This window comes from Microbacterium sp. EB106-03-03-XG65, assembly GCF_058791955.1.
This window is the reverse complement of record NZ_JBYTEB010000002.1, coordinates 319,690-338,725: the sequence shown is the minus strand read 5'-3', so window position 1 is coordinate 338,725 and position 19,036 is coordinate 319,690. Positions and strand designations below refer to the sequence as shown.

Annotated in this window: 21 protein-coding genes and 1 tRNA gene; 10 read left to right on the top strand and 12 right to left on the bottom strand. The window is 69.0% G+C overall.

Going from position 1 to position 19,036, the window contains the following annotated elements:
* Positions 1-18 precede the first annotated feature (18 nt).
* The 6 genes from ispD (at position 19) to AC3WS6_RS14945 (ending at position 6,416) form a co-directional block, all read left to right on the top strand.
* Positions 19-1,248, top strand: a complete 1,230-nt coding sequence (gene ispD, locus AC3WS6_RS14970; RefSeq protein WP_492502322.1) for a 2-C-methyl-D-erythritol 4-phosphate cytidylyltransferase — start codon at positions 19-21, stop codon at positions 1,246-1,248.
* Positions 1,245-1,835, top strand: a complete 591-nt coding sequence (locus AC3WS6_RS14965; RefSeq protein ID WP_492501824.1) for a short chain dehydrogenase — start codon at positions 1,245-1,247, stop codon at positions 1,833-1,835. The genes ispD and AC3WS6_RS14965 overlap by 4 nt, the downstream gene beginning before the upstream one ends.
* 105 nt (positions 1,836-1,940) lie before the next feature.
* Positions 1,941-3,317 (top strand): NAD-dependent succinate-semialdehyde dehydrogenase, encoded by a 1,377-nt coding sequence (locus AC3WS6_RS14960; RefSeq protein ID WP_492501823.1) that lies wholly within the window; start codon positions 1,941-1,943, stop codon positions 3,315-3,317.
* Positions 3,318-3,363: 46 nt separating this feature from the next.
* The gene (gene cysS, locus AC3WS6_RS14955; protein ID WP_492501822.1) at positions 3,364-4,770 is read left to right on the top strand and encodes a cysteine--tRNA ligase; all 1,407 of its coding nucleotides are present in this window, start codon (positions 3,364-3,366) and stop codon (positions 4,768-4,770) included.
* Positions 4,763-5,764: a 23S rRNA (guanosine(2251)-2'-O)-methyltransferase RlmB gene (gene rlmB / locus AC3WS6_RS14950; protein ID WP_492501821.1), complete on the top strand. Its 1,002-nt coding sequence runs from the start codon at positions 4,763-4,765 to the stop codon at positions 5,762-5,764. The genes cysS and rlmB overlap by 8 nt, the downstream gene beginning before the upstream one ends.
* 10 nt (positions 5,765-5,774) lie before the next feature.
* Positions 5,775-6,416 (top strand): NAD(P)-dependent oxidoreductase, encoded by a 642-nt coding sequence (locus tag AC3WS6_RS14945; protein WP_492501820.1) that lies wholly within the window; start codon positions 5,775-5,777, stop codon positions 6,414-6,416.
* Between the two features lie 107 nt (positions 6,417-6,523).
* Here the strand turns inward: AC3WS6_RS14945 and AC3WS6_RS14940 are convergent, their stop codons facing one another.
* Both AC3WS6_RS14940 and AC3WS6_RS14935 read right to left on the bottom strand, forming a co-directional pair.
* Positions 6,524-7,828, bottom strand: coding sequence for a DUF4032 domain-containing protein (locus tag AC3WS6_RS14940; RefSeq protein ID WP_492501819.1), 1,305 nt, complete (start codon positions 7,826-7,828; stop codon positions 6,524-6,526).
* A 79-nt stretch (positions 7,829-7,907) separates the two neighbouring features.
* Complete coding sequence (locus tag AC3WS6_RS14935) at positions 7,908-9,011, bottom strand: ABC transporter ATP-binding protein (RefSeq protein ID WP_492501818.1); 1,104 nt, start codon at positions 9,009-9,011, stop codon at positions 7,908-7,910.
* A gap of 231 nt (positions 9,012-9,242) precedes the next feature.
* Between AC3WS6_RS14935 and AC3WS6_RS14930 the strand changes: the two genes are divergently transcribed.
* Positions 9,243-10,250 (top strand): DsbA family protein, encoded by a 1,008-nt coding sequence (locus AC3WS6_RS14930; RefSeq protein ID WP_492501817.1) that lies wholly within the window; start codon positions 9,243-9,245, stop codon positions 10,248-10,250.
* Between the two features lie 30 nt (positions 10,251-10,280).
* On the opposite strand, the gene AC3WS6_RS14925 is transcribed toward AC3WS6_RS14930, so the two are convergent.
* Positions 10,281-10,493, bottom strand: a complete 213-nt coding sequence (locus AC3WS6_RS14925; RefSeq protein ID WP_492501816.1) for a hypothetical protein — start codon at positions 10,491-10,493, stop codon at positions 10,281-10,283.
* A 140-nt stretch (positions 10,494-10,633) separates the two neighbouring features.
* On the opposite strand from AC3WS6_RS14925, the gene AC3WS6_RS14920 reads away from it, so the two are divergent.
* A tRNA-Thr gene (locus tag AC3WS6_RS14920) sits at positions 10,634-10,706 on the top strand.
* 36 nt (positions 10,707-10,742) lie between these two features.
* Here AC3WS6_RS14920 and AC3WS6_RS14915 read toward each other — a convergent pair.
* Positions 10,743-11,087 (bottom strand): hypothetical protein, encoded by a 345-nt coding sequence (locus AC3WS6_RS14915; protein WP_492501815.1) that lies wholly within the window; start codon positions 11,085-11,087, stop codon positions 10,743-10,745.
* Between the two features lie 127 nt (positions 11,088-11,214).
* On the opposite strand from AC3WS6_RS14915, the gene AC3WS6_RS14910 reads away from it, so the two are divergent.
* Positions 11,215-12,168, top strand: coding sequence for an aldo/keto reductase (locus AC3WS6_RS14910; protein ID WP_492501814.1), 954 nt, complete (start codon positions 11,215-11,217; stop codon positions 12,166-12,168).
* 34 nt (positions 12,169-12,202) lie between these two features.
* Here the strand turns inward: AC3WS6_RS14910 and AC3WS6_RS14905 are convergent, their stop codons facing one another.
* The 6 genes from AC3WS6_RS14905 to AC3WS6_RS14880 are packed head-to-tail and all read right to left on the bottom strand — an operon-like array spanning position 12,203 to position 17,053.
* The gene (locus AC3WS6_RS14905; RefSeq protein WP_492501813.1) at positions 12,203-12,910 is read right to left on the bottom strand and encodes a response regulator transcription factor; all 708 of its coding nucleotides are present in this window, start codon (positions 12,908-12,910) and stop codon (positions 12,203-12,205) included.
* Positions 12,907-14,184: a sensor histidine kinase gene (locus AC3WS6_RS14900; RefSeq protein WP_492501812.1), complete on the bottom strand. Its 1,278-nt coding sequence runs from the start codon at positions 14,182-14,184 to the stop codon at positions 12,907-12,909. The genes AC3WS6_RS14905 and AC3WS6_RS14900 overlap by 4 nt, the downstream gene beginning before the upstream one ends.
* Positions 14,185-14,222: 38 nt before the next feature.
* Positions 14,223-15,032: a DUF2705 family protein gene (locus tag AC3WS6_RS14895; protein ID WP_492501811.1), complete on the bottom strand. Its 810-nt coding sequence runs from the start codon at positions 15,030-15,032 to the stop codon at positions 14,223-14,225.
* A complete protein-coding gene (locus AC3WS6_RS14890; RefSeq protein WP_492501810.1) occupies positions 15,029-15,940 on the bottom strand; it encodes an ABC transporter ATP-binding protein in 912 nt (303 codons plus the stop codon). The genes AC3WS6_RS14895 and AC3WS6_RS14890 overlap by 4 nt, the downstream gene beginning before the upstream one ends.
* Positions 15,941-16,000: 60 nt before the next feature.
* Complete coding sequence (locus AC3WS6_RS14885; RefSeq protein ID WP_492501809.1) at positions 16,001-16,396, bottom strand: MmcQ/YjbR family DNA-binding protein; 396 nt, start codon at positions 16,394-16,396, stop codon at positions 16,001-16,003.
* A gap of 3 nt (positions 16,397-16,399) precedes the next feature.
* Complete coding sequence (locus tag AC3WS6_RS14880; RefSeq protein ID WP_492501808.1) at positions 16,400-17,053, bottom strand: SOS response-associated peptidase family protein; 654 nt, start codon at positions 17,051-17,053, stop codon at positions 16,400-16,402.
* Positions 17,054-17,136: 83 nt separating this feature from the next.
* Between AC3WS6_RS14880 and AC3WS6_RS14875 the strand changes: the two genes are divergently transcribed.
* Complete coding sequence (locus AC3WS6_RS14875) at positions 17,137-18,075, top strand: DMT family transporter (RefSeq protein WP_492502321.1); 939 nt, start codon at positions 17,137-17,139, stop codon at positions 18,073-18,075.
* On the opposite strand, the gene AC3WS6_RS14870 is transcribed toward AC3WS6_RS14875, so the two are convergent.
* Entirely contained in the window at positions 18,076-18,633 is a 558-nt protein-coding gene (locus tag AC3WS6_RS14870; protein WP_492501807.1) for a nitroreductase family protein, read from the bottom strand.
* Positions 18,630-19,034, bottom strand: a complete 405-nt coding sequence (gene msrB, locus AC3WS6_RS14865) for a peptide-methionine (R)-S-oxide reductase MsrB (RefSeq protein WP_194763701.1) — start codon at positions 19,032-19,034, stop codon at positions 18,630-18,632. Before msrB ends, AC3WS6_RS14870 begins: the two co-directional genes overlap by 4 nt.
* Between the last annotated feature and the right edge of the window lie 2 nt (positions 19,035-19,036).

Genomic DNA, 19,036 nt, shown 5'->3' with positions numbered 1-19,036 from the left:
TAACGTGAAAGCGTGAACATGCTTCCCGTCCCTGACACCGCGATCATCGTCGTCGCCGCAGGATCCGGCACGAGACTGGATGCGGGAGCGCCGAAGGCGTTCGTCGGCATCGACACCCACTCGATCCTCCGCCACGCGCTCGACGGCGTGTTCGCGGCGGCGCCTGCTCAGGTCGTCGTCGTCGCGCCCGAGGGATTCGAGGGCGACGCCGAGACGGAGCTGCGAGCTGCGGCGGGTGAGCGTCTCGAGCTGGGGCGCGTCGTCACGGGTGCCGATACCCGACAGGGATCCGTCGCGGCCGGTCTCGCCGCGCTGTGGGGCGATGTGCGCACGGTGCTCGTGCACGACGCCGCGCGTGCGCTGACGCCCGCCGCCCTCATCGATGCGGTCGTGGCCGCGGTGGACGGCCGTACGGGCGTGGTCCCGACGCTTCCGGTGATCGACACGCTCAAGAGGGTCGACGGCGGTGACATCGTCGGTCCCGTCGACCGTTCCGAGCTGGCCGCCGCCATGACACCCCAGGGCTTCCCCCGCGATCTGCTCGAAGAGGCATACGCGGCAGCCCTCGCCTCGGGCGAGGAGTACACCGATGATGCGGCCCTGTTCGCAGCGGCAGGCCACCCGGTGCGCACGATCGACGGTGCGCCGCGCGGTTTCAAGATCACGACACCGGACGATCTGGAGCGCGCGCGCCAGCTGCTGACGACAGCCACGACGACACCCGCGACCCGCGCCGGCTCGAAGCCGGCGCCTCCTGCGTCCATTCCCCGGGTGGGCATCGGCACGGATGTGCATGCGTTCGGCGGAGAAGGCACGCTCCGGCTCGCGGGGCTCGAATGGGCCGGGGAGCCGCCGCTCTCGGGGCATTCCGACGGAGACGCGGTGGCGCACGCGATCGTGGACGCCCTGCTGGGCGCCGCGGGACTCGGCGACATCGGCGAACACTTCGGCACCGCGCATCCTGAGTACGCGGGGGCGCATGCCGAGGTGTTCCTGGCGCGCACCCGGCAGATCCTGGCGGAGGCCGGGTTCGCGATCGGCAACGTGTCGGTGCAGTTCCAAGGGAATCGTCCGCGTTTCAGCGCGCGTCGCGCCGAGGCCGAAGGAGTGCTCTCAGCCGCGCTCGGCGGAGCGCCGGTGTCTGTCACCGCCACGACCACTGACGGGCTCGGGTTCTCGGGGCGCGGTGAAGGAATCGCCGTGACCGCGGTCGCGCTGGTCGTCGCACGCACGGAGGAGTCGTCATGAGGATCCTGATCATCGGGGCGGGCGGACAGGTGGGCCGCACCGCCGTCGAGGCGCTGCAGGGGCACGAGATCATCGCCGCGTCACGCAACGGAGAGCCGTCGGTCGATGTCGGAGACCCCGCGTCCGTGGAGCAGCTGTTCCAGGCGGTCGGCGCGGTCGACGCCGTGATCGTCGCGGTTGGGAGCGTGCCGTTCCGGCCGCTGTCCGACCTCGACCGCGACGACTACCTGTCGGCGTTCCGCGACAAGGTGCTCGCGCAGGTCGACGTCGTACGGATAGGCACACCGTTCGTGCGTGACGGCGGCTCCTTCACCCTGACCTCGGGCATCCTGGCGAGAGAAGCGATCGCGACCGGCGCGGCTGCCTCGCTCGCGAACGGCGCGCTCGAGTCGTTCGCACTCGCTGCGGCGACCGAGCTGCCGCGCGGCATCCGCATCAATGCGGTCAGCCCCTCGGTGCTCGAGGACGCGCCGTCGTATCACTCGTCGTTCCCCGGCTTCGTGCCCGTATCGTCTCACCGCGTCGGGCAGGCATATGCCAAGAGCGTGCTGGGCGTGCAGACCGGCCAGGTCTTCGCGATCGACTGAGGTCGCGGCCGGATGCGGCGAAGACTTGCGCGCGAGTGGGCGCGCACGCGACGATCGAGACGGCGGCGCCGATGATGACCCCGCGACGAGCGAACGAGGAGTGACATGAGCGGTTACCGAGTGCAGAACCCCGCGACCGGCGAGGTCGTCGAGGCCTTCGACACCGCGACGGACTCGCAGATCGACGCCGCGCTCGCCGCTGCCGACGACGCCTACCGGGAATGGCGCGAGCGCAGCGTGCAGCAGCGCGCCGAGGTGGTCAAGCGCGTCGCCGAGCTCTTCGCCGAGCGCAAGGACGAGCTCGCCGATCACATCGCGATCGAGATGGGCAAGTCCCGTGCCGAAGCGCTCGACGAGGTCGATTTCGCGGCGTCGATCATCGACTACTACGCGGTGCACGGGCCGAGCCTCATCACCGACTACGAGATTCCCAGCACGGTGCCGGGCCGCGCCTACATCGAGCACCGTCCGATCGGGGCTCTCCTGGGCGTCATGCCGTGGAACTTCCCGTACTACCAGGTCGCCCGTTTCGCAGCCCCCAACCTCCTGCTCGGCAACACGATTCTGCTCAAGCACGCCGAGATCTGCCCGCGCTCGTCGCTCGCGATCGAGGCGATCATGCGTGAGGCGGGGGTGCCCGAGGGCGGATATCAGAACGTCTTCGCGTCACACGACCAGATCGCCACGATGATCGCCGACCCCCGGGTGCAGGGCGTCTCGCTCACAGGCTCCGAGCGCGCGGGGGCGATCATCGGGGCACAGGCCGGGAAGCACCTCAAGAAATGCGTTCTCGAGCTCGGCGGCATCGACCCGATGATCGTGCTCGATGCCGCAGACGTCGCCGACGTCGCCCGGCAGGCATGGGAGTTCCGCGTCTACAACGGCGGTCAGGTGTGCAACTCCAACAAGCGACTGATCGTGATGGACGACATCCATGACGAGTTCGTGGCCGAGCTGAAGCGCCTCGCCGAGGGCCTGGAGCCGGGTGATCAGCTCGATCTGCAGGACGGCGAGTTCGTTCCGCTGTCGACGCGCACCGCCGCAGAGACGGTCGACGAGCAGGTGCGTCGCGCGGTCGAGGCCGGTGCGACGCTCGTCGCCGGTGGCGTGCTGTCCGACGGCCCGGGCGCACACTACTCGCCGGCCGTGCTCACGGGAGTGCCTCGGGACTCGGCCTCGTACCGCGAGGAGATCTTCGGGCCGGTCGCGACCGTGTATCGCGTGTCCAGCGACGAAGAGGCCCTCGAACTCGCGAACGACTGCGACATGGGACTCGGCGGATCCGTGTTCTCGACGGACGAGGCGAGGGCCGCGCGCCTCGCCTCCCGGCTCGAGGTGGGCATGACCCACGTCAACACGATCGCCGCCGAGGCTGCCGAGCTGCCCTTCGGCGGGGTGAAGCGATCGGGCTTCGGTCGCGAGATGGGGCCGATCGGCATCGGAGAGTTCGCGAATCGACGGCTCTCGTTCGTCGCTGAGTGACGCGGGCACCCAGTCTTCGCGGCGGACCGCCCGGTAAGCTTGTGCGGTGACACTCCGCCTCTACGACACCCGCGCACAGCAGCTGCGCGACTTCGTGCCTCTCGATCCCGAGAACATCACGATGTACGTGTGCGGACCGACGGTGCAGTCAGGCCCCCACATCGGTCACGTCAGGGCGGCCCTCAGCTTCGATCTGCTGCGGCGATGGCTGACCCACCGCTTCGGGCGGGTGACGTTCGTGCGCAACGTCACCGACATCGACGACAAGGTGCTCGCGAACGCCTCCGAGACCGAGCAGTGGTGGGCGCTGGCGTACCGCATGGAGCAGGAGTTCACGGCGGCCTATGCCGGAGTCGGCATCCTGCCGCCCACCTACGAACCGCGCGCGACGGCGTCGATCCCGCAGATGCAGGAGATCATCCAGACGCTGATCGAACGTGGACACGCGTATCGTGCGGCGGATGCGTCCGGCGACGTGTACTTCGACGTGCGCTCGTGGCCCGAGTACGGCTCGCTCACGAACCAGTCGATCGATGCGATGGAAGCGGCGGAAGACGCGGATCCGCGCGGCAAGCGCAACCCGCAGGACTTCGCTCTCTGGAAGGGCATGAAAGACGGCGAGCAGCCGGATGCCACGTGGCAGTCGCCGTGGGGCGCCGGTCGTCCGGGCTGGCACATCGAGTGCTCGGCGATGTCGAAGCGCTACCTCGGCTCCGAGTTCGACATCCACGGCGGTGGACTCGATCTGCGCTTCCCGCACCACGAGAACGAGCTCGCGCAGTCGACCGCGGCCGGCGACGCGTTCGCGCGGTACTGGGTGCACAACGGACTCGTGACCGTCGACGGACAGAAGATGTCGAAGTCGCTCGGCAACTTCACGCTGGCGGCCGACGTGCTCGCCGAGCGCGACCCGCTGGTGGTGCGCTATGCGCTCGCCGCAGCGCACTATCGCTCGAGCCTCGACCTTTCGGAGTCGTCATGGACCGAGGCCGAGGCGGCGCTCGGGCGCATCCGGACTTTCATGAGCCGCGTGGTCCGCGCCGTCGGGGGCTCTGACGAGTGGTCCCACTCCGACCTGCCCCCGTCTTTTGCGACGGCGATGGATGACGATCTCGGGGTGCCCCAGGCTCTCGCGGTGCTGCATGACACGGTGCGCGACGGGAACGCGGCGCTCGACGCGGGCGACGCAGCTGGTGCCGTCGCGGCCCTTCGATCTGTCGCCGCGATGACGACGGTGCTCGGGATCGACCCCCTCGCGCACACCGGGACCTCGGTCGGCGGAGCCGCGGCATCCGCTCTCGACACCCTCGTGCAGACGATGATCTCTCAGCGCGCGCAGGCGCGTGCTGACAAGGACTGGGCGGCGGCCGATCGCATCCGTGATGCGATCGCCGCCGCAGGAATCACGCTGGAGGACACTCCGGCCGGAACTCATTGGAGTATCGATGGCTAAGCAGGGCAATCCCTCAGCAGGCAAGGGCAAGAAGGGCCCCACCAAGGGCTCCGGCGGCAAGGGCCGCAGCTCGCTCGAAGGGCGCGGACCGACCCCCAAGGCCGAAGACCGCGCCTGGCACCCCGCGGGCAAGCGCAAGGCCGCCGCAGAGCGGTATGCCGCAGCCGGCGGCCGTGGCAAGCCCGGGCAGCGTCAGTCGTCCGGCGGGAACCCGAACCGCACGGCGCGCGTGAAGGACAACACGACCGACACCGAGACGGTGACCGGCCGCAACTCGGTGCTCGAGGCACTGCGCGCGAAGATCCCGGCGACCGCCTTCTACATCGCCCAGCGCGTCGAGATGGACGACCGCACCAAGGAGATGCTGGCGATCGCGACCAACCGCGGCATCCCGGTACTCGAGGTCACTCGTCAGGAGCTCGACCGCATGGCCGGCTTCGACGGCGTGCACCAGGGCGTCGCCATCAAGGTGCCGCCGTACGAGTACGCGCACCCGCAGGACCTCCTCGAGCAGGTCATCGACAAGGGCGAGGTGCCGCTCTTCGTCGCCCTCGACGGCATCACGGATCCCCGCAACCTCGGTGCGATCATCCGTTCGACGGGAGCCTTCGGCGGCCACGGCATCATCCTGCCGCAGCGTCGTTCGGCGGGCGTGAACTCCGCCGCCTGGAAGACGAGTGCGGGCGCCGCGGCGCGCGTGCCCGTCGCCCTGGCCACGAACCTCACGAGCCAGCTCAAGGAGTTCAAGAAGCAGGGCGTCTTCGTGCTCGGACTCGACGGCGACGGCGACGTGCAGCTGCCCGATCTGCAGCTCGCCGACCGCCCCGTCGTGATCGTGACAGGCTCGGAAGGCAAGGGGCTCTCGCGTCTGGTCGCCGAGACGTGCGATCAGATCGTGTCGATCCCGATCAGCGCCGTCACCGAGTCGCTCAACGCCGGCATCGCGACCTCGGTCGCGCTCTACCAGGTGTCGACCATCCGCAACGCGAAGTAAGGAAGAACCCATGGCTCGCATCGTCGTACTCGGAGGAACCGGCTATGCCGGCCGTCACATCGTCGCAGAGGCGGTGAGTCGCGGACACGACGTGATCGCGATCTCGCGTTCTGCTCCGTCGGATGCTGTCGACGGTGCGTCGTACGTGCAGGGTTCCGCACTCGAGCCCGCCTCGCTCGCGAGCGCATTCGACGGGGCGGATGCCGTCGTCTCGTCGCTGTCTCCGCGCGGTGACATGGCCGACAACGTGCTCGAGGCGCTCAAGGGTGTGATCCGTGTGCTCGCGGGCACCAGCACACGACTCGGCGTCGTCGGGGGGGCGGGTGGCAGCCTCGTGGCCCCGGGAGGCCCCCGGCTCTTCGACCAGGGGTTCCCCGAGGAGTACAAGCACGAGGCGCAGGTCGGCATCGACTCCCTCGAGCTGCTGGAGAGCGCGGATGCCGATCTCGACTGGTTCTTCGTGCACCCCGCCGAGGTGTTCGGACCCTGGGCCGAGGGAGAGCGCACCGGCCACTACCGTGACGGCGGTGACGTGATCGTGCGCGACGCCGAGGGCAAGTCGTACATCTCGGGCGCCGACTTCGCGGTCGCCGTGGTCGATGAGATCGAACAGGGCAACCACCACCGCGAGCGCTTCACCGTCGGCTACTGACGCGGCCTCACGTTTCGTCTCGCTCGGCTTCGCCGTGCTCGCTCAACGACCGGGTGTGCTCGCTCAACGACCGGGTGTGCTCGCTCAACGACCGGGTGCGCTCGGTCTCAGACGAGATCGCGCCAGTCGACCTCATCCGTGTCGTCCGATACCGGGTGCGCGCCGGTGATCACCGGCAGGCTCATCGTCTCGGTGGGCGGCCCCATGATCGTGGCCTCGTCGCGGCGGTGGCGCAGGACCTCGTTGATGTAGCTCGTGAGCACTTCGGCGAGCGGCACCGCGCGCCCTTGGGCCTGTGAGAGGTACCAGCGGTGCTCGAGCACCTGGTGGAAGACCTCTGCCGGCTCGAGCTTGGCGCGCAGTTCGTAGGGGATCGCCCGCACCACGGGCTCGAAGACACGCGTGAGCCACTCGTGCGCGTACATCTCCTCGTCGGCCCACTGCTTGGTCGATCGCACGCGGAACTCGTCGAGATCATTCAGCAGACGACGCGCCTGGTTCTCCTCGACGTCGAGCCCGGTGAGGCGGATGAGGCGGCGCTGATGGTGCCCCGCATCCACGACCTTCGGCTGGATCTCGACGACCGTGCCGTCGGAAGTGGTCGACATCGACATCTCGTCGATGTCGAAGCCGAGGGCGTTCAGACGCTCGACGCGCTCGGTGATGCGCCAGGTCTCGGCCGAGGCGAACGACTCCTGAGCGGTGAGCTCGGCCCAGAGTGCGCGATACGACGACACGATGCCGTCGGCGATGGCGATCGCGTCGACGCCGTGCTCGAGACGCCCGCCCGCCGCCAGGTCCATGACCTCGCCGGCGATGTTGGTGCGGGCGAGATCGAGGTCGTAGGCACGTTGCCCGTCGGTCAGACCCTCTTCATGCAGCTCACCCGTCTCGGCGTCGACGAGGTAGGCGGCGAACGCGCCCGCATCGCGCCGGAAGAGGGTGTTCGAGAGCGACACGTCGCCCCAGTAGAAGCCGACGTTGTGCAGCCGCACAAGGAGCACGGCGAGGGCGTCGACGAGGCGGTTGGCGGTATCCGGACGGAGAACGCGCGTGAACAGCGCGCGGTACGGCATCGAGAAGCGCAGGTGCGAGGTGACGAGGGCTGCGGGGAGCGGCTCGCCGTCGGCATCCGTCCGCCCCGCGATCACCGCGACGCGTGACACGCAGGGCACATCGAGACGGGCGAGGTTGCCGAGCATCTCGTACTCGCGACGTGCCATCTCGTCTGTGGTCTCTTTGACGGCGACGACCCGTCCCGAGAGGTCGGCGAAGCGGACGAGGTGTCGGGAGAGGCCCTTGGGCAGCGAGACGATCTGCTCCGACGGCCAGGCGCCCAGCGGAGTCGACCAGGGGAGGGCGAGGAGTCCGGGGTCGACCGTGCTCGCCGTGATGCGCAGCGCGTTCTGCATGAGTCTCCTCAGCTGGTGGCGGGAAAGACGAAGCGGCGCGGGTGACCGAAGTCAGCCCGCGCCGCGTCTGTGGGTGTGATCAGGCCGAGACGACCGGCTTGTCGTTCAGGCGCTCGCCCGACTCGCTGTCGAACGCGTGCACGTGGCCCGCGTTCGCAGCCAGCGTGACGGTCTCGCCCGCGTTGGGGTGGCTGCGGCCGTCGACACGCGCCACGAGGTCGGCGCGCTTGCCGTTGATCTCGGTGTGGCCGTAGAGGTAGCCGTCGGCGCCGAGCTCTTCGACCAGGTCGACGACGACCGAGAGGCCCTTGCCGTCTGCCGGTCCCACCGTGATGTCCTCGGGGCGCACGCCCACGGTGACCTGCGAGCCGTTGGCGCGACCCACCGTGTCGCGGTCGAGCGGGACGACCTCGGTGCCGAAGCGGATGCCGCCCTCGGCCAGGTCGGCCGAGAACAGGTTCATGGCCGGCGAGCCGATGAAGCCGGCGACGAACACGTTGTTCGGCTTCTCGTAGAGGTCGCGAGGCGAACCGACCTGCTGCAGCAGACCGTCCTTGAGCACCGCGATGCGGTCGCCCATGGTCAGAGCCTCGGTCTGGTCGTGCGTGACGTAGACCGTGGTGACGCCGAGGCGACGCTGCAGCGATGCGATCTGCGTACGCGTCTGCACGCGGAGCTTGGCGTCGAGGTTCGACAGCGGCTCATCCATGAGGAAGACCTGGGGCTGACGCACGATGGCGCGACCCATGGCGACGCGCTGACGCTGACCACCCGAGAGGGCCTTCGGCTTGCGGGTCAGGTACTCCTCGAGGTCGAGCAGCTTCGCGGCCTCGAGCACGCGGGTGGCACGCTCTTCCTTGCCGACGCCGGCGATCTTGAGCGCGAAGCCCATGTTCTCGGCGACCGTCATGTGCGGGTACAGCGCGTAGTTCTGGAACACCATCGCGATGTCGCGGTCCTTCGGCGGCACGTCGGTGACGTCGCGGTCGCCGATGAGGATGCGTCCCGCGTTGACCTCTTCGAGGCCGGCGAGCATACGCAGCGAGGTGGACTTTCCGCAGCCGGAGGGACCGACGAGAACGAGGAACTCGCCGTCAGCGACCTCGAGGTTGAGCTTGTCGACGGCCGGGCGGGTTCCGCCCGGGTAGAGGCGGGTGGCCTCGTCGAAAGTCACAGATGCCATTGTGTTTCTCCTTCACCGGCAGGTACGTGCCGGACGATCCGTAGTGATAGAGCGGCGGAGCGATCCACCGTGACCCCTCATCGGGTCGGGATCAGTATGGCAGATGCCGGGGCATCTGGGTATTTCTCAGCCTGGCTGGTTAACATCGATCTCGGCCGCTTTTCTGCGGCGTTCGCCGGTTCGATCGGCGAACGGGGCCACCCTGCCCCACCGAGACTCTCAAGAGGAACGATGTCGAGCGACGAGACGCCGAACGTCCCCACCCCTCGCAATTCGCGTGAGGCCGTGCGGGAGAAGGCACAGAAGGTGCACGCGCAGCAGTCGAGGGCGCGCATCATGCGACGGATCATCCTCGGCGCGATCGCGATCGTGGCCGTCGGTGCGATCGGCACGGCGGTCACTCTCGCCGTGTCCGCGCAGGTGTCGAAGCCGCAGCTCACGCCGAGCGGCCTGGCCGACGACGGCATCCTCGTCTCCGAGATCAATGCGTCGACCGTGTCGAGCGAACCGCTCGATGCCCCGGCTCCCGAGGCCACCGAGACCGGCACCGAGGGTGAGGCCGAGCCCACTCCGGCGCCCACTACCGCCAGCACCGTCGACATCCACATCTACGTCGACTACCTCTCGCCGGATGCGGGCGAGTTCGAGCGCGCGAACGCGCGTCAGCTCGTCAACTGGATCGGCGAGGGCGCGGCGACCGTGACCTACCACCCCGTGGCTCTGCTGACCGCGAGCTCGAACGGCACCAAGTACTCGCTGCGCTCCGCCGCGGCTGCGGCCTGCGTGGCCACGCACTCCCCGGCAGAGTTCTACGCGTTCAACCACGATCTGCTCGACGACCAGCCCGAGATGAACACCGACGGGTTCACCGACTCCGAGCTCGCCGACATCGCCGGCGCCGTCGGCTCCGACAACGTCAAGAGCGTGCGCTCGTGCATCGAGGATCAGGACTACGTCACCTGGGCGAAGGACGCCACGGCTCGTGCGCTCGAGGGGCCGCTGGTCGGCTCGGACGACCTGGTGCTGACGTCGGCTCCGATGATCGTCGTGAACGGCGAGGTCTACGTCGGCGCTCTCGACGACCCGAGCGAGTTCTCGCAGTTCGTGCTCACTGTCGCCAGCGACGCCTACTACGCAACCGCGACGCCGACTCCGGCGCCCACGCCGACTCCGTCCGAGACGCCCACCGAGGCGCCGGTCGAAGAGACTCCGGCACCGACCGAGACTCCCGCACAGTAGAAGACCTGCGCGCAGGGAACGGGAAGATCGTCAGCTGCGACGGTCTTCTCGCGTCTCCCAGGCCTGCGGCTTGTACCGACGTACGTCTTTGCCCTCATCGACCCAGCGCGTGTGCGCCCGCAGGCCGTGGAACACCCCGAAGCGGATCACGAGGTAGGCCAGCAGCAGTCCGATCAGCACCGCGGCGATCCAGATGGCGATGCCGAGGGCGGAGACGAGGGCGAACGACGTGTCGAGATTCATAGTGCGACACTAACGAACCGTGATCCGGGCTCGACCGCATCGCTCGCGGCGGAACCACCGTCGAAGACGCTCTAGACTCGTTGATGCGCATTCGATGAGATCGGATGTGCGCAATACGGGCCGCGGGATGTCAGCGGTTCGCCGACTTGGCGCAATTGGTAGCGCACCGTACTTGTAATACGGGGGTTGCAGGTTCGAGTCCTGTAGTCGGCACTGTAGGTCGGTTCGACGTGCGACGGACTCTCGAGGCTACGGCCGCACGTCGAGGTCGAGATCGAGTCCGGTGATGCTCCACTCGTCATCGGAGCCGGTCTCCTGGTCGCGCGAACGCGGGAACCGGTGGTGGGCGCGCAGCGCTGCGGCCTGCTCCGAGAAGTCGGGATCCGTGTCTGTCGAGGCGCTGGGGCCGACGAGCAGGTCGTTGCCGAGTCCCACGATGAGCTCCGCCGTCTCCACCTCGCCATCGACGACGATCGGGATCTCGAGGGCCTCGGACTCACCCTCGTTGGCGATCGCCGCGGCGAGCGTCACGAGAACCTCCGCGACATCGTCGGTGGTCACGAGTTGCTGGGCTGCGTAGGAGACGAGTTTCATGTCACCAGCGTGGCATCCCGCGCGGATCCGCACCGCAGGCTTGCGGTGAGGCATCGGAATGTGACATGTGACCGATCATCGGCGTCACACGGGAAATACCTCGTCGGGGTCGGAGGTTGTCACGAACATGACTCGTATCGGAACCAGTGACCTTGACGTCTTCCCCCTCTCGCTCGGCGGCAACGTGTTCGGCTGGACGGCCGACCGCGACGCGTCGTTCGCCGTTCTCGACGCATTCGTCGACGGAGGCGGTGACTTCATCGACACCGCCGACTCGTACAGCGCCTGGGTGCCGGGAAACGCCGGCGGCGAGAGCGAGACGATCATCGGCGAATGGCTCGCGTCGCGCAAGCCCGCAGGGGTCACGGTCGCGACCAAGGTGAGTCAGCACCCCGAGTACAAGGGGCTCTCGGCGTCGAACGTGCGCAAGGCCGCCGAGGCCTCGCTCCACCGGCTCGGCGTCGACACGATCGACCTCTACTACGCGCACTTCGACGATGAGTCCGTGCCTCTCGACGAGACCGTCGGCGCATTCGGCGAACTCGTTGCGGATGGTCTCGTCCGCAACGTCGCCGTCTCGAACTACACGGCCGAGCGCATCCGGGAATGGGCCGACATCGCCCGCCGCACCGGCGTCGCGCTTCCGGTCGCCGTGCAGCCGCACTACAACCTCGTGCACCGCAACGACGTCGAAGAGACGATCATCCCGGTCGCCGAGGAGCTCGGCCTCGGGCTGGTGCCGTACTACTCGCTCGCGAGCGGCTTCCTGACCGGCAAGTACCGCACGACCGATGCGGAGGGCCAGTCGTCGCCTCGTGCCGGCGGCGCTGCGAAGTACGCCACCGAGGCGGGGCTGCGCATCATCGACACGCTCGAAGAGATCGCCGACGCGCACGGGACGTCGATCGCCGCGACCTCACTGGCGTGGCTGCGCGCACAGCCGACTGTGGTCGCCCCGATCGCCAGCGCCCGCACGGTGGAGCAGGTGCCCGATCTTCTCGCCGGAGCGAGGATCGAGCTCGAGGCCGACGAGGTCGAGCGCCTGAACGCGGTCTCGGAGTGGACGCCGGCCGAGGCCTGATCTCCCCGCCTGCTCTGCGGACCTGACGCCCTGCCTACGATTCCGTGGGCAGGGCGTCGTCTGCGAGACCGAGCCGATGAGCGAGGATCACCGCGTGGATGCGATCTCGTGCGCCGAGCTTGGCGAGCACTCGCCCGACATGGGTCTTCACGGTCGACTCGCTCACGAAGAGCACCTGGGCGATCTCGGCGTTCGTGCGCCCGCGCGCGATCTCGAGGAAGACGTCGCGCTCGCGGTCCGTGAGCGCCGAGGTCGGGTCGACCGGGCTCGTCGTCCGACTCGCGCCGGCGGTCGGTTCGGTCGCGACAGTCAGGCTCGGGCCGATGCGCTCGAGGAGCGCCCGCGTGATCCGAGGGGCGAGCGCTGCGTCGCCGCGGTGCACCGCGCGCACAGCCGAGATCATCTCCTGGCGCTGGGCGTCTTTCAGCAGGAAACCGCTCGCGCCGGCGCGGATCGCACCGAACGCGTACTCGTCGAGATCGAATGTCGTCAGCACGAGCACCCGGGTCTGCGGATGCTCTCGCACGATCGCCTCGGTGGCGGCGATGCCATCGAGGCCCGGCATGCGGATGTCCATGAGCACGAGATCGGGCGCGAGTGCGGCCGCCTGACTGATGGCCTCGTGGCCGTCCGACGCTTCGCCGACCACGACCATGTCGGCCTCGGCCTCGAGGACCATGCGGAACCCGAGGCGGATGAGCTGCTGATCATCGACCAGGAGGATGCTGATGGGAGCGGTCATCTCGTGTCCTTCGGTTCGTGTGGCTGTGGGGCGCTCAGGTCGGGAGCAGCGACGGGGAGCTCGGCGCGAAGCATCCATCTCCTGCCGTCGTCGAACGGCTCGGAGAGGAACGAGCCTCCCGCATGCGCGGCCCGCTCGGCGAGTCCGCGGAGCCCGAATCCGGACGTTCCCGCCGCACCTCTGACGCCGTCGTTGACCACCTCGACGGTCACCGCATCACTCGCATAGCTCAGGCGGACGGCGATCGACGTCGCACCCGGCGCGTGCCTCATCGCGTTGGTGACCCCCTCCTGCACGATTCTTCCGATCGCGTGCGAGACAGCGGGGGAGAGGGACTCACCTCCGCTGACCGAGAGGGTCACGGGGAAGCCGGCCCGTTGCGCGTGCTCGACCGTCTCGTGCGGGGGAGTCGGGGCGAGCGGCGCGAGCGGCAGCGGCGAGTCGTCGGCGCGGAGGACTCCGAGCATCCCGCGCATCTCGGTGAGGGCCGTGCGTGCGGTCTCGGCGGCCGCCGTCGCCGCCCCACGGGCCTGCTCCCTGTCGGGGGTCGCGGCCGCGCCTTCGGACAACGCGACGATCACCGTGAGCGAGTGCGAGACGATGTCGTGCATCTCTCGGGCGATGCGTGCGCGTTCTGCCGCGGCCGCGAGCTGCGCCTGCTGATCGCGCTCGACCAGCAGTTGGCGGGACCTGTCGATCACCGCGTCCAGATACCGTTTGCGCCCGCCGACGTTCACGCCGATCAGAGTGCCGATGAGTCCGAGCACGAGCGACATGATCACGGCGTTGACGGCGACCTGGAAAGAGATCACGCCGGTCAGGGTGAGCAGGCCACCGAGTGCGGCGAGCGAGCCGAGGCCGATGCCGAAGCCCGTCCATGCGGCTCGCGACGAGCGGTACACCGCGAGTGAATAGCAGGTGACCAGCAGCAGAGGCGAGCCGATCGGCTGCAGGGCGAAGAGGAATCCGGCCTCGAGCGCGAACGACGCCACGAAAGGCACCAGTGGCTTCCGGCGCCGCCACAGCAGCGTCGCGCACGCGGCGGCGACGGATGCCGGCACCAGGATCCCGACCCCGATCGCGAGCGGCATCGGCAGGTCGCGCGAGATGACACCGGCCGGCACGAGCGACAGCAGCAGGCACACCAGCGCGATCATCACATCCGCCAGCACGGGATGCCGTGCCCAGAAGCGTCGGAGAACGCCGGGAGGACGCGGCAGCCGCAGCCCCTCGTCCTCGCGGACAGAGGTGCTGCGGCTGCGGATGCTGGTCACCGGCCGACTCTACGCGGCTGCAGTGTCGTGCACGCCGGTCACGCGTCGCGGGTGCGGAGCACGGCCCAGGCGGAGAGCATCCCCGCGACGACCCACCCGGCCAGCGTCAGGTAGGCCACAGGGCCCTCGAGCGCTGCGTTCTCGGGAAGGATCGCGCTCTGCGCGGCAGCCACGGGCAGGTAGTTGGCGGCATCCATCACCCACGCCCAGGATTCGCCGGCGATCGCGAAGAAGCTCGTGACGATCGGCACGACGAAGAGCAGGCCGACCGTCGCCGCGATCGCTCCGGCGCCCGAGCGCAGGATGAACCCGAACGCCACGCCGATCAGCGCGAACACGGCCATCGCGAGCGACGCCACCACGATCGGCAGGATCGACGCCGACGGGTCGCTCCAGTCGATGCTCTGGTCGCGGGGCGCGACGATCGCCGACACCGCCACGGCGGCCGCCGCGAAGATCACGAGCGACGACACGAACAGGAACAGGCTGACCACGACAGCCTTGGCGGCGAGCACCGAGCCGCGCTTCGGGTTCGCCGCGAGTGTGGAGCGGATCATGCCGGTCGAGTACTCGCCCGTCACCGAGATCGCGCCGAGGATGCCGGCGAGCAGCATCGTGAACTGGATCGGCATCACGACGGCCTGGATGGGCTCGAAGCCGGGCATGTCGACGGCCTGTGCGATGAGCACGGCGATGCCGATGGTGAGAACCGCGGCGATGCCGATCGACCACCAGGTCGATCGGAGGGTCGCGAGTTTGATCCACTCACCGCGGACCGCACGGACGAACGTCAGACGGTGCCCTGTGTCGACCTGCGGAGGTGCCAGTGGAGGTGCCTGAACGGTCATGAGATCTCCTTCGTGCGGTACTCGACCGAGTCGCCGGTGAGGGCGAGGTAGGCGTCTTCGAGCGATCCGGTGGTGGGTGTGAGTTCGTGAAGCGGGATGCCCCGCTCTGCGGCGAGGTCGCCGATGCGCGATGCGGGAAGGCCGACGATGTCGAGCAGGTCGGGAGCCGAGCTCACGATCTCGACAGACGGCCCGCCGACCGCAGCGGCCAGATCGGCGGCCCGAGGAGTGCGCACCCGCACGGTGTTGGTCGTCCACGCCCGCACGAGCTCGGCGAGCGGAGCGTCGGCCAGAACCTTGCCGCGACCCATCACGATGACGTGATCGGCGGTCTGCGCCATCTCGCTCATCAGATGGCTGGAGAGCAGCACGGTGCGCCCCTCCGACGCCGCATGGCGGACGAACTGCCGCACCCAGCGCACGCCCTCGGGGTCGAGACCGTTGACCGGCTCGTCGAGGATGAGAGTGTGCGGATCGCCCAGCAGCGCCGAGGCGATGCCGAGACGCTGGCCCATGCCGAGCGAGAACTTCCCGGCACGTTTGCGGGCGACGGCGCCGATGCCGGCGAGATCGATCACCTCATCGACGCGAGAGGCGGGGATGCCGTGAGTGGCTGCCATCGAGCGCAGGTGGTTGCGCGCGGTGCGCCCCGTGTGCACGGCCTTCGCGTCGAGCAGCACGCCCACCTCGGTGAGAGGAGCCCGCAGCTTGCGGTACTCGCGTCCGGCCACGGTGGCGGTGCCGGAGGTCGGGCGGTCGAGCCCCACGATCATGCGCATCGTGGTCGACTTGCCGGCGCCGTTCGGTCCGAGGAACCCGGTGACGGATCCCGGCTGCACCGAGAACGACACCCCGTCGACGGCGGTCTTGTCTCCGAATCGCTTCGTGAGTCCTTCTGCTGTGATCATGCCTTCGACGCTACCGAGCGGAGATGTCGGGGCGCGTCCTCCCTGGGTACCGTTCGCGGTTCAGGCGGGGTCATCCTCGCGACGGATGCCGAAGGTGGCCGGATCCACCGGGCGCTGGGCCCTCGGCAGCTTCTCGACCACCAACCGGTAGGACTCGGTGACGAGCTCCGAGACGAGCTCGTGCTCGAGGGAGGCGCCCGGCCGCAGAGTGATCCAGTGCTTCTTGTTCATGTGATACCCCGGGACGATGTCGGGGAACGCCTCGCGCAGCGCCACCGCGTCGTCGGGGTGCGATTTGAGAGTGATCCGCCCCGTGTCATCGAGCGGAACCAACAGGAAGACCCGGCCGCGCACCTTGTACACATCCCACTCCGGGCCGAAGGGGTTCTCACGCTCCGCGCCCGGCAACTCCTCCGCCCGCTCGGTGGCGGTGGCGATCAACTGTGTCGAGTCCATGGATCAGAACAGCCGCTCGCTGCCTTTGTCGTTCGCTCGTGGGGCCACCTGCACCCGCTCGTCGAGGGTCGCGGCCGCGAGCAGCGCTTCGTCGATGATCTCTCTGCTCGGCTCGGCGGTGAGCCAGGCGCTGCCGAGCGATGCGGGCACGAGCAGCGGCATCCGGTCGTGAATGTGTGCGAGGTGCGCGGGTGCCGGGCGCATCACGATCGAATAGCAGGTGAACGACTGGCCGTCGGCGGTGCGTCCGTGCTGGGTCACGGCGGCCATGCCGAAGAGCGCTCCGTCGTCGACGAGGAACTCGTGCCACACGCGCTCGGGCTTCTTCATCTCGTACCAGCTCGTGGCCGGCACGAGCGCCCTGCTCTTCAGCCCGCCGGGGCGGTCCTGAAGTCGCTCCGAGCGCGTGTTGATCGACGGGAACTTCGAGGGTTCGCCCCCCACGAGAAACCCCCACCAGGCCGGCTCGAGAACCGGCGTCGCCTCGGGCTGCACCACGATCGGATTGAGGTTGCGCAGGTTCTTGCCCGTCGGGCGGACCGTCTCGCCGGCATTGCGTTCGGCCCATCCACGGAGCCCCTCGAGCACCGCCTCATCGGCTTCGGCAAGGAGTTCTGCGTCGGTGAACCGGGGATCCAGACCATAGCTCGCGCACATGCAGCCAGGGTACGCCTGGGCACCGACATGCGCGCGGGAGTCGTCGCAGGGCTCCGGCGCCGCTCGGCTAGGGTCGACAGGTGATCAGGGCCCGTCGACTCTCCGCACCCGCCGCGCTCGGCGGGGCTGTGGCGATCGGCGTCATGACGGCGATCCAGGCGCGCATCAACGGCGTGCTCGGGGTTCGCGTCGACAACGGCATCATCGCGGGGTTCATCTCGTTCGCGGTGGGTCTCCTGGCGCTGGTCGGGGTGATCGCCTTCATGCCCTCGGCACGTCGCGGGGTCGGGCGACTGCGCGACGGCATCCGCGACCGCAGCATCCCGTTCTGGATGCTGCTCGGTGGCGCCTGCGGTGCGCTCACGGTCTCGGCGCAGGGCATCACGGCCGGGATCCTCGGGGTGTCCCTGTTCACCGTCGGGGTCGTCGCCGGTCAGACTCTGCACGGGCTCGTGCTCGATCGCATCGGCTTCGGACCCGCGGGCGTCGTGGCGGTCACGCCCGGCCGCGTCGCCGGCGGTGCGCTCGCGCTCGCCGCCGTCGGCATCTCGCTCGGCGGCGACGTCCTGGCCACCGCCCCCCTCTGGATGCTCGTGCTGCCGTTCGCGGCAGGTGTCGGCATCGCGTGGCAGGCGGCGACCAACGGACGGCTGGCTCAGCGGGTGAAATCACCGCTCGCCGCGACCATGATGAGCTTCATCGCCGGCACGGTCGTTCTGCTGATCGCTGTCGGAGTCAGCGTGGCGGCGCGGGGGACGCCCGATGCTCTTCCCGCCGAGCCCTGGCTCTATCTCGGAGGCCTGCTGGGAGCGGCCTACATCCTGCTCGGCACCTTCATCGTCGCGCACACCGGAGTGCTGCTGATGGGCCTCGGCTCCGTGCTCGGTCAGCTCGGGACGTCGGTGATCATCGATCTGATCTGGCCGGCAGCGACAGGCCCTGAGCCGTGGCAGATCCTGGCCATGGTGGCCGTGGCCGTGGCATCCGTCGTCGTCGCGCTGCCACGGCGCCGGCGCTCCTGACTACTTCTTCTTCGATGCCTTGGCGACAGGCATCCGCGTCACGAAGGTGCGGGCATCCACCGGCTTGCGGCGCCCCGGCTTCTTGTCCGTCGGCTTGCCGCCGACGTAGAGCCACCCGAGCAGTTCCTCGTCCTTGCCGATGCCGTGCGCCTTGGCGACGGCCTTCGACCGCGTGTAGCCGCCGGTGCGCCACAGCACGCCCCAGCCGGCCTCGTCGAGCAGCAGGCTCAGCACGTGCGCGACGCCCGACGCCACGGCCTCCTGCTCCCATCGCGGCACCTTCGAGCTCTTGCGATAGCTCGCGACGACCGCGATCAGCAGGGGTGCGCGTCGCGGCTTCGATGAGGGGGACTTGTCGCCCTCGGCCTTGGCGATCGCGGCACCCAGCACATCGCGGTCGTCGCCGCGCAGCTCGATGAGCCGCCACGGGCGCAGCGACGAGTGATCGGCCACGCGCCCGGCGGCGGCGACGAGCGTCAGCAGCTCGTCGTGCGAGGGGGCGTCGTCGGTGACCTTCGACCAGGACTGTCGTGCGAGAACGGCGTCGAGTGCGCTCACGACTCTTCGGGCGTGAAGTTCAGAGCGATGGAGTTCATGCAGTAACGGTCGCCGGTGGGAGTGCCGAAGCCGTCGGGGAAGACATGGCCGAGGTGGGAGCCGCACGCGGCGCAGCGCACCTCGGTGCGCACCATGCCCAGGCTCGTGTCCTCGATCAGCTCGACGGCGTCGGGGCGGATCGACTCGTAGAAGCTCGGCCATCCGCAGCCGGAGTCGAACTTGGTGCCGCTCTTGAACAGCTCCGCATCGCAGGCGCCGCATGTGTAGAGACCGGCGCGTCCTTCATCGAGAAGCTCACCGGTCCAGGCGCGCTCGGTCGCTGCCTGGCGCAGCACCGCGTACTGCTCGTCGCCGAGCTCTTCGCGCCACTCTTCTTCGGTCTTGTCCACGCTGTACGACATGC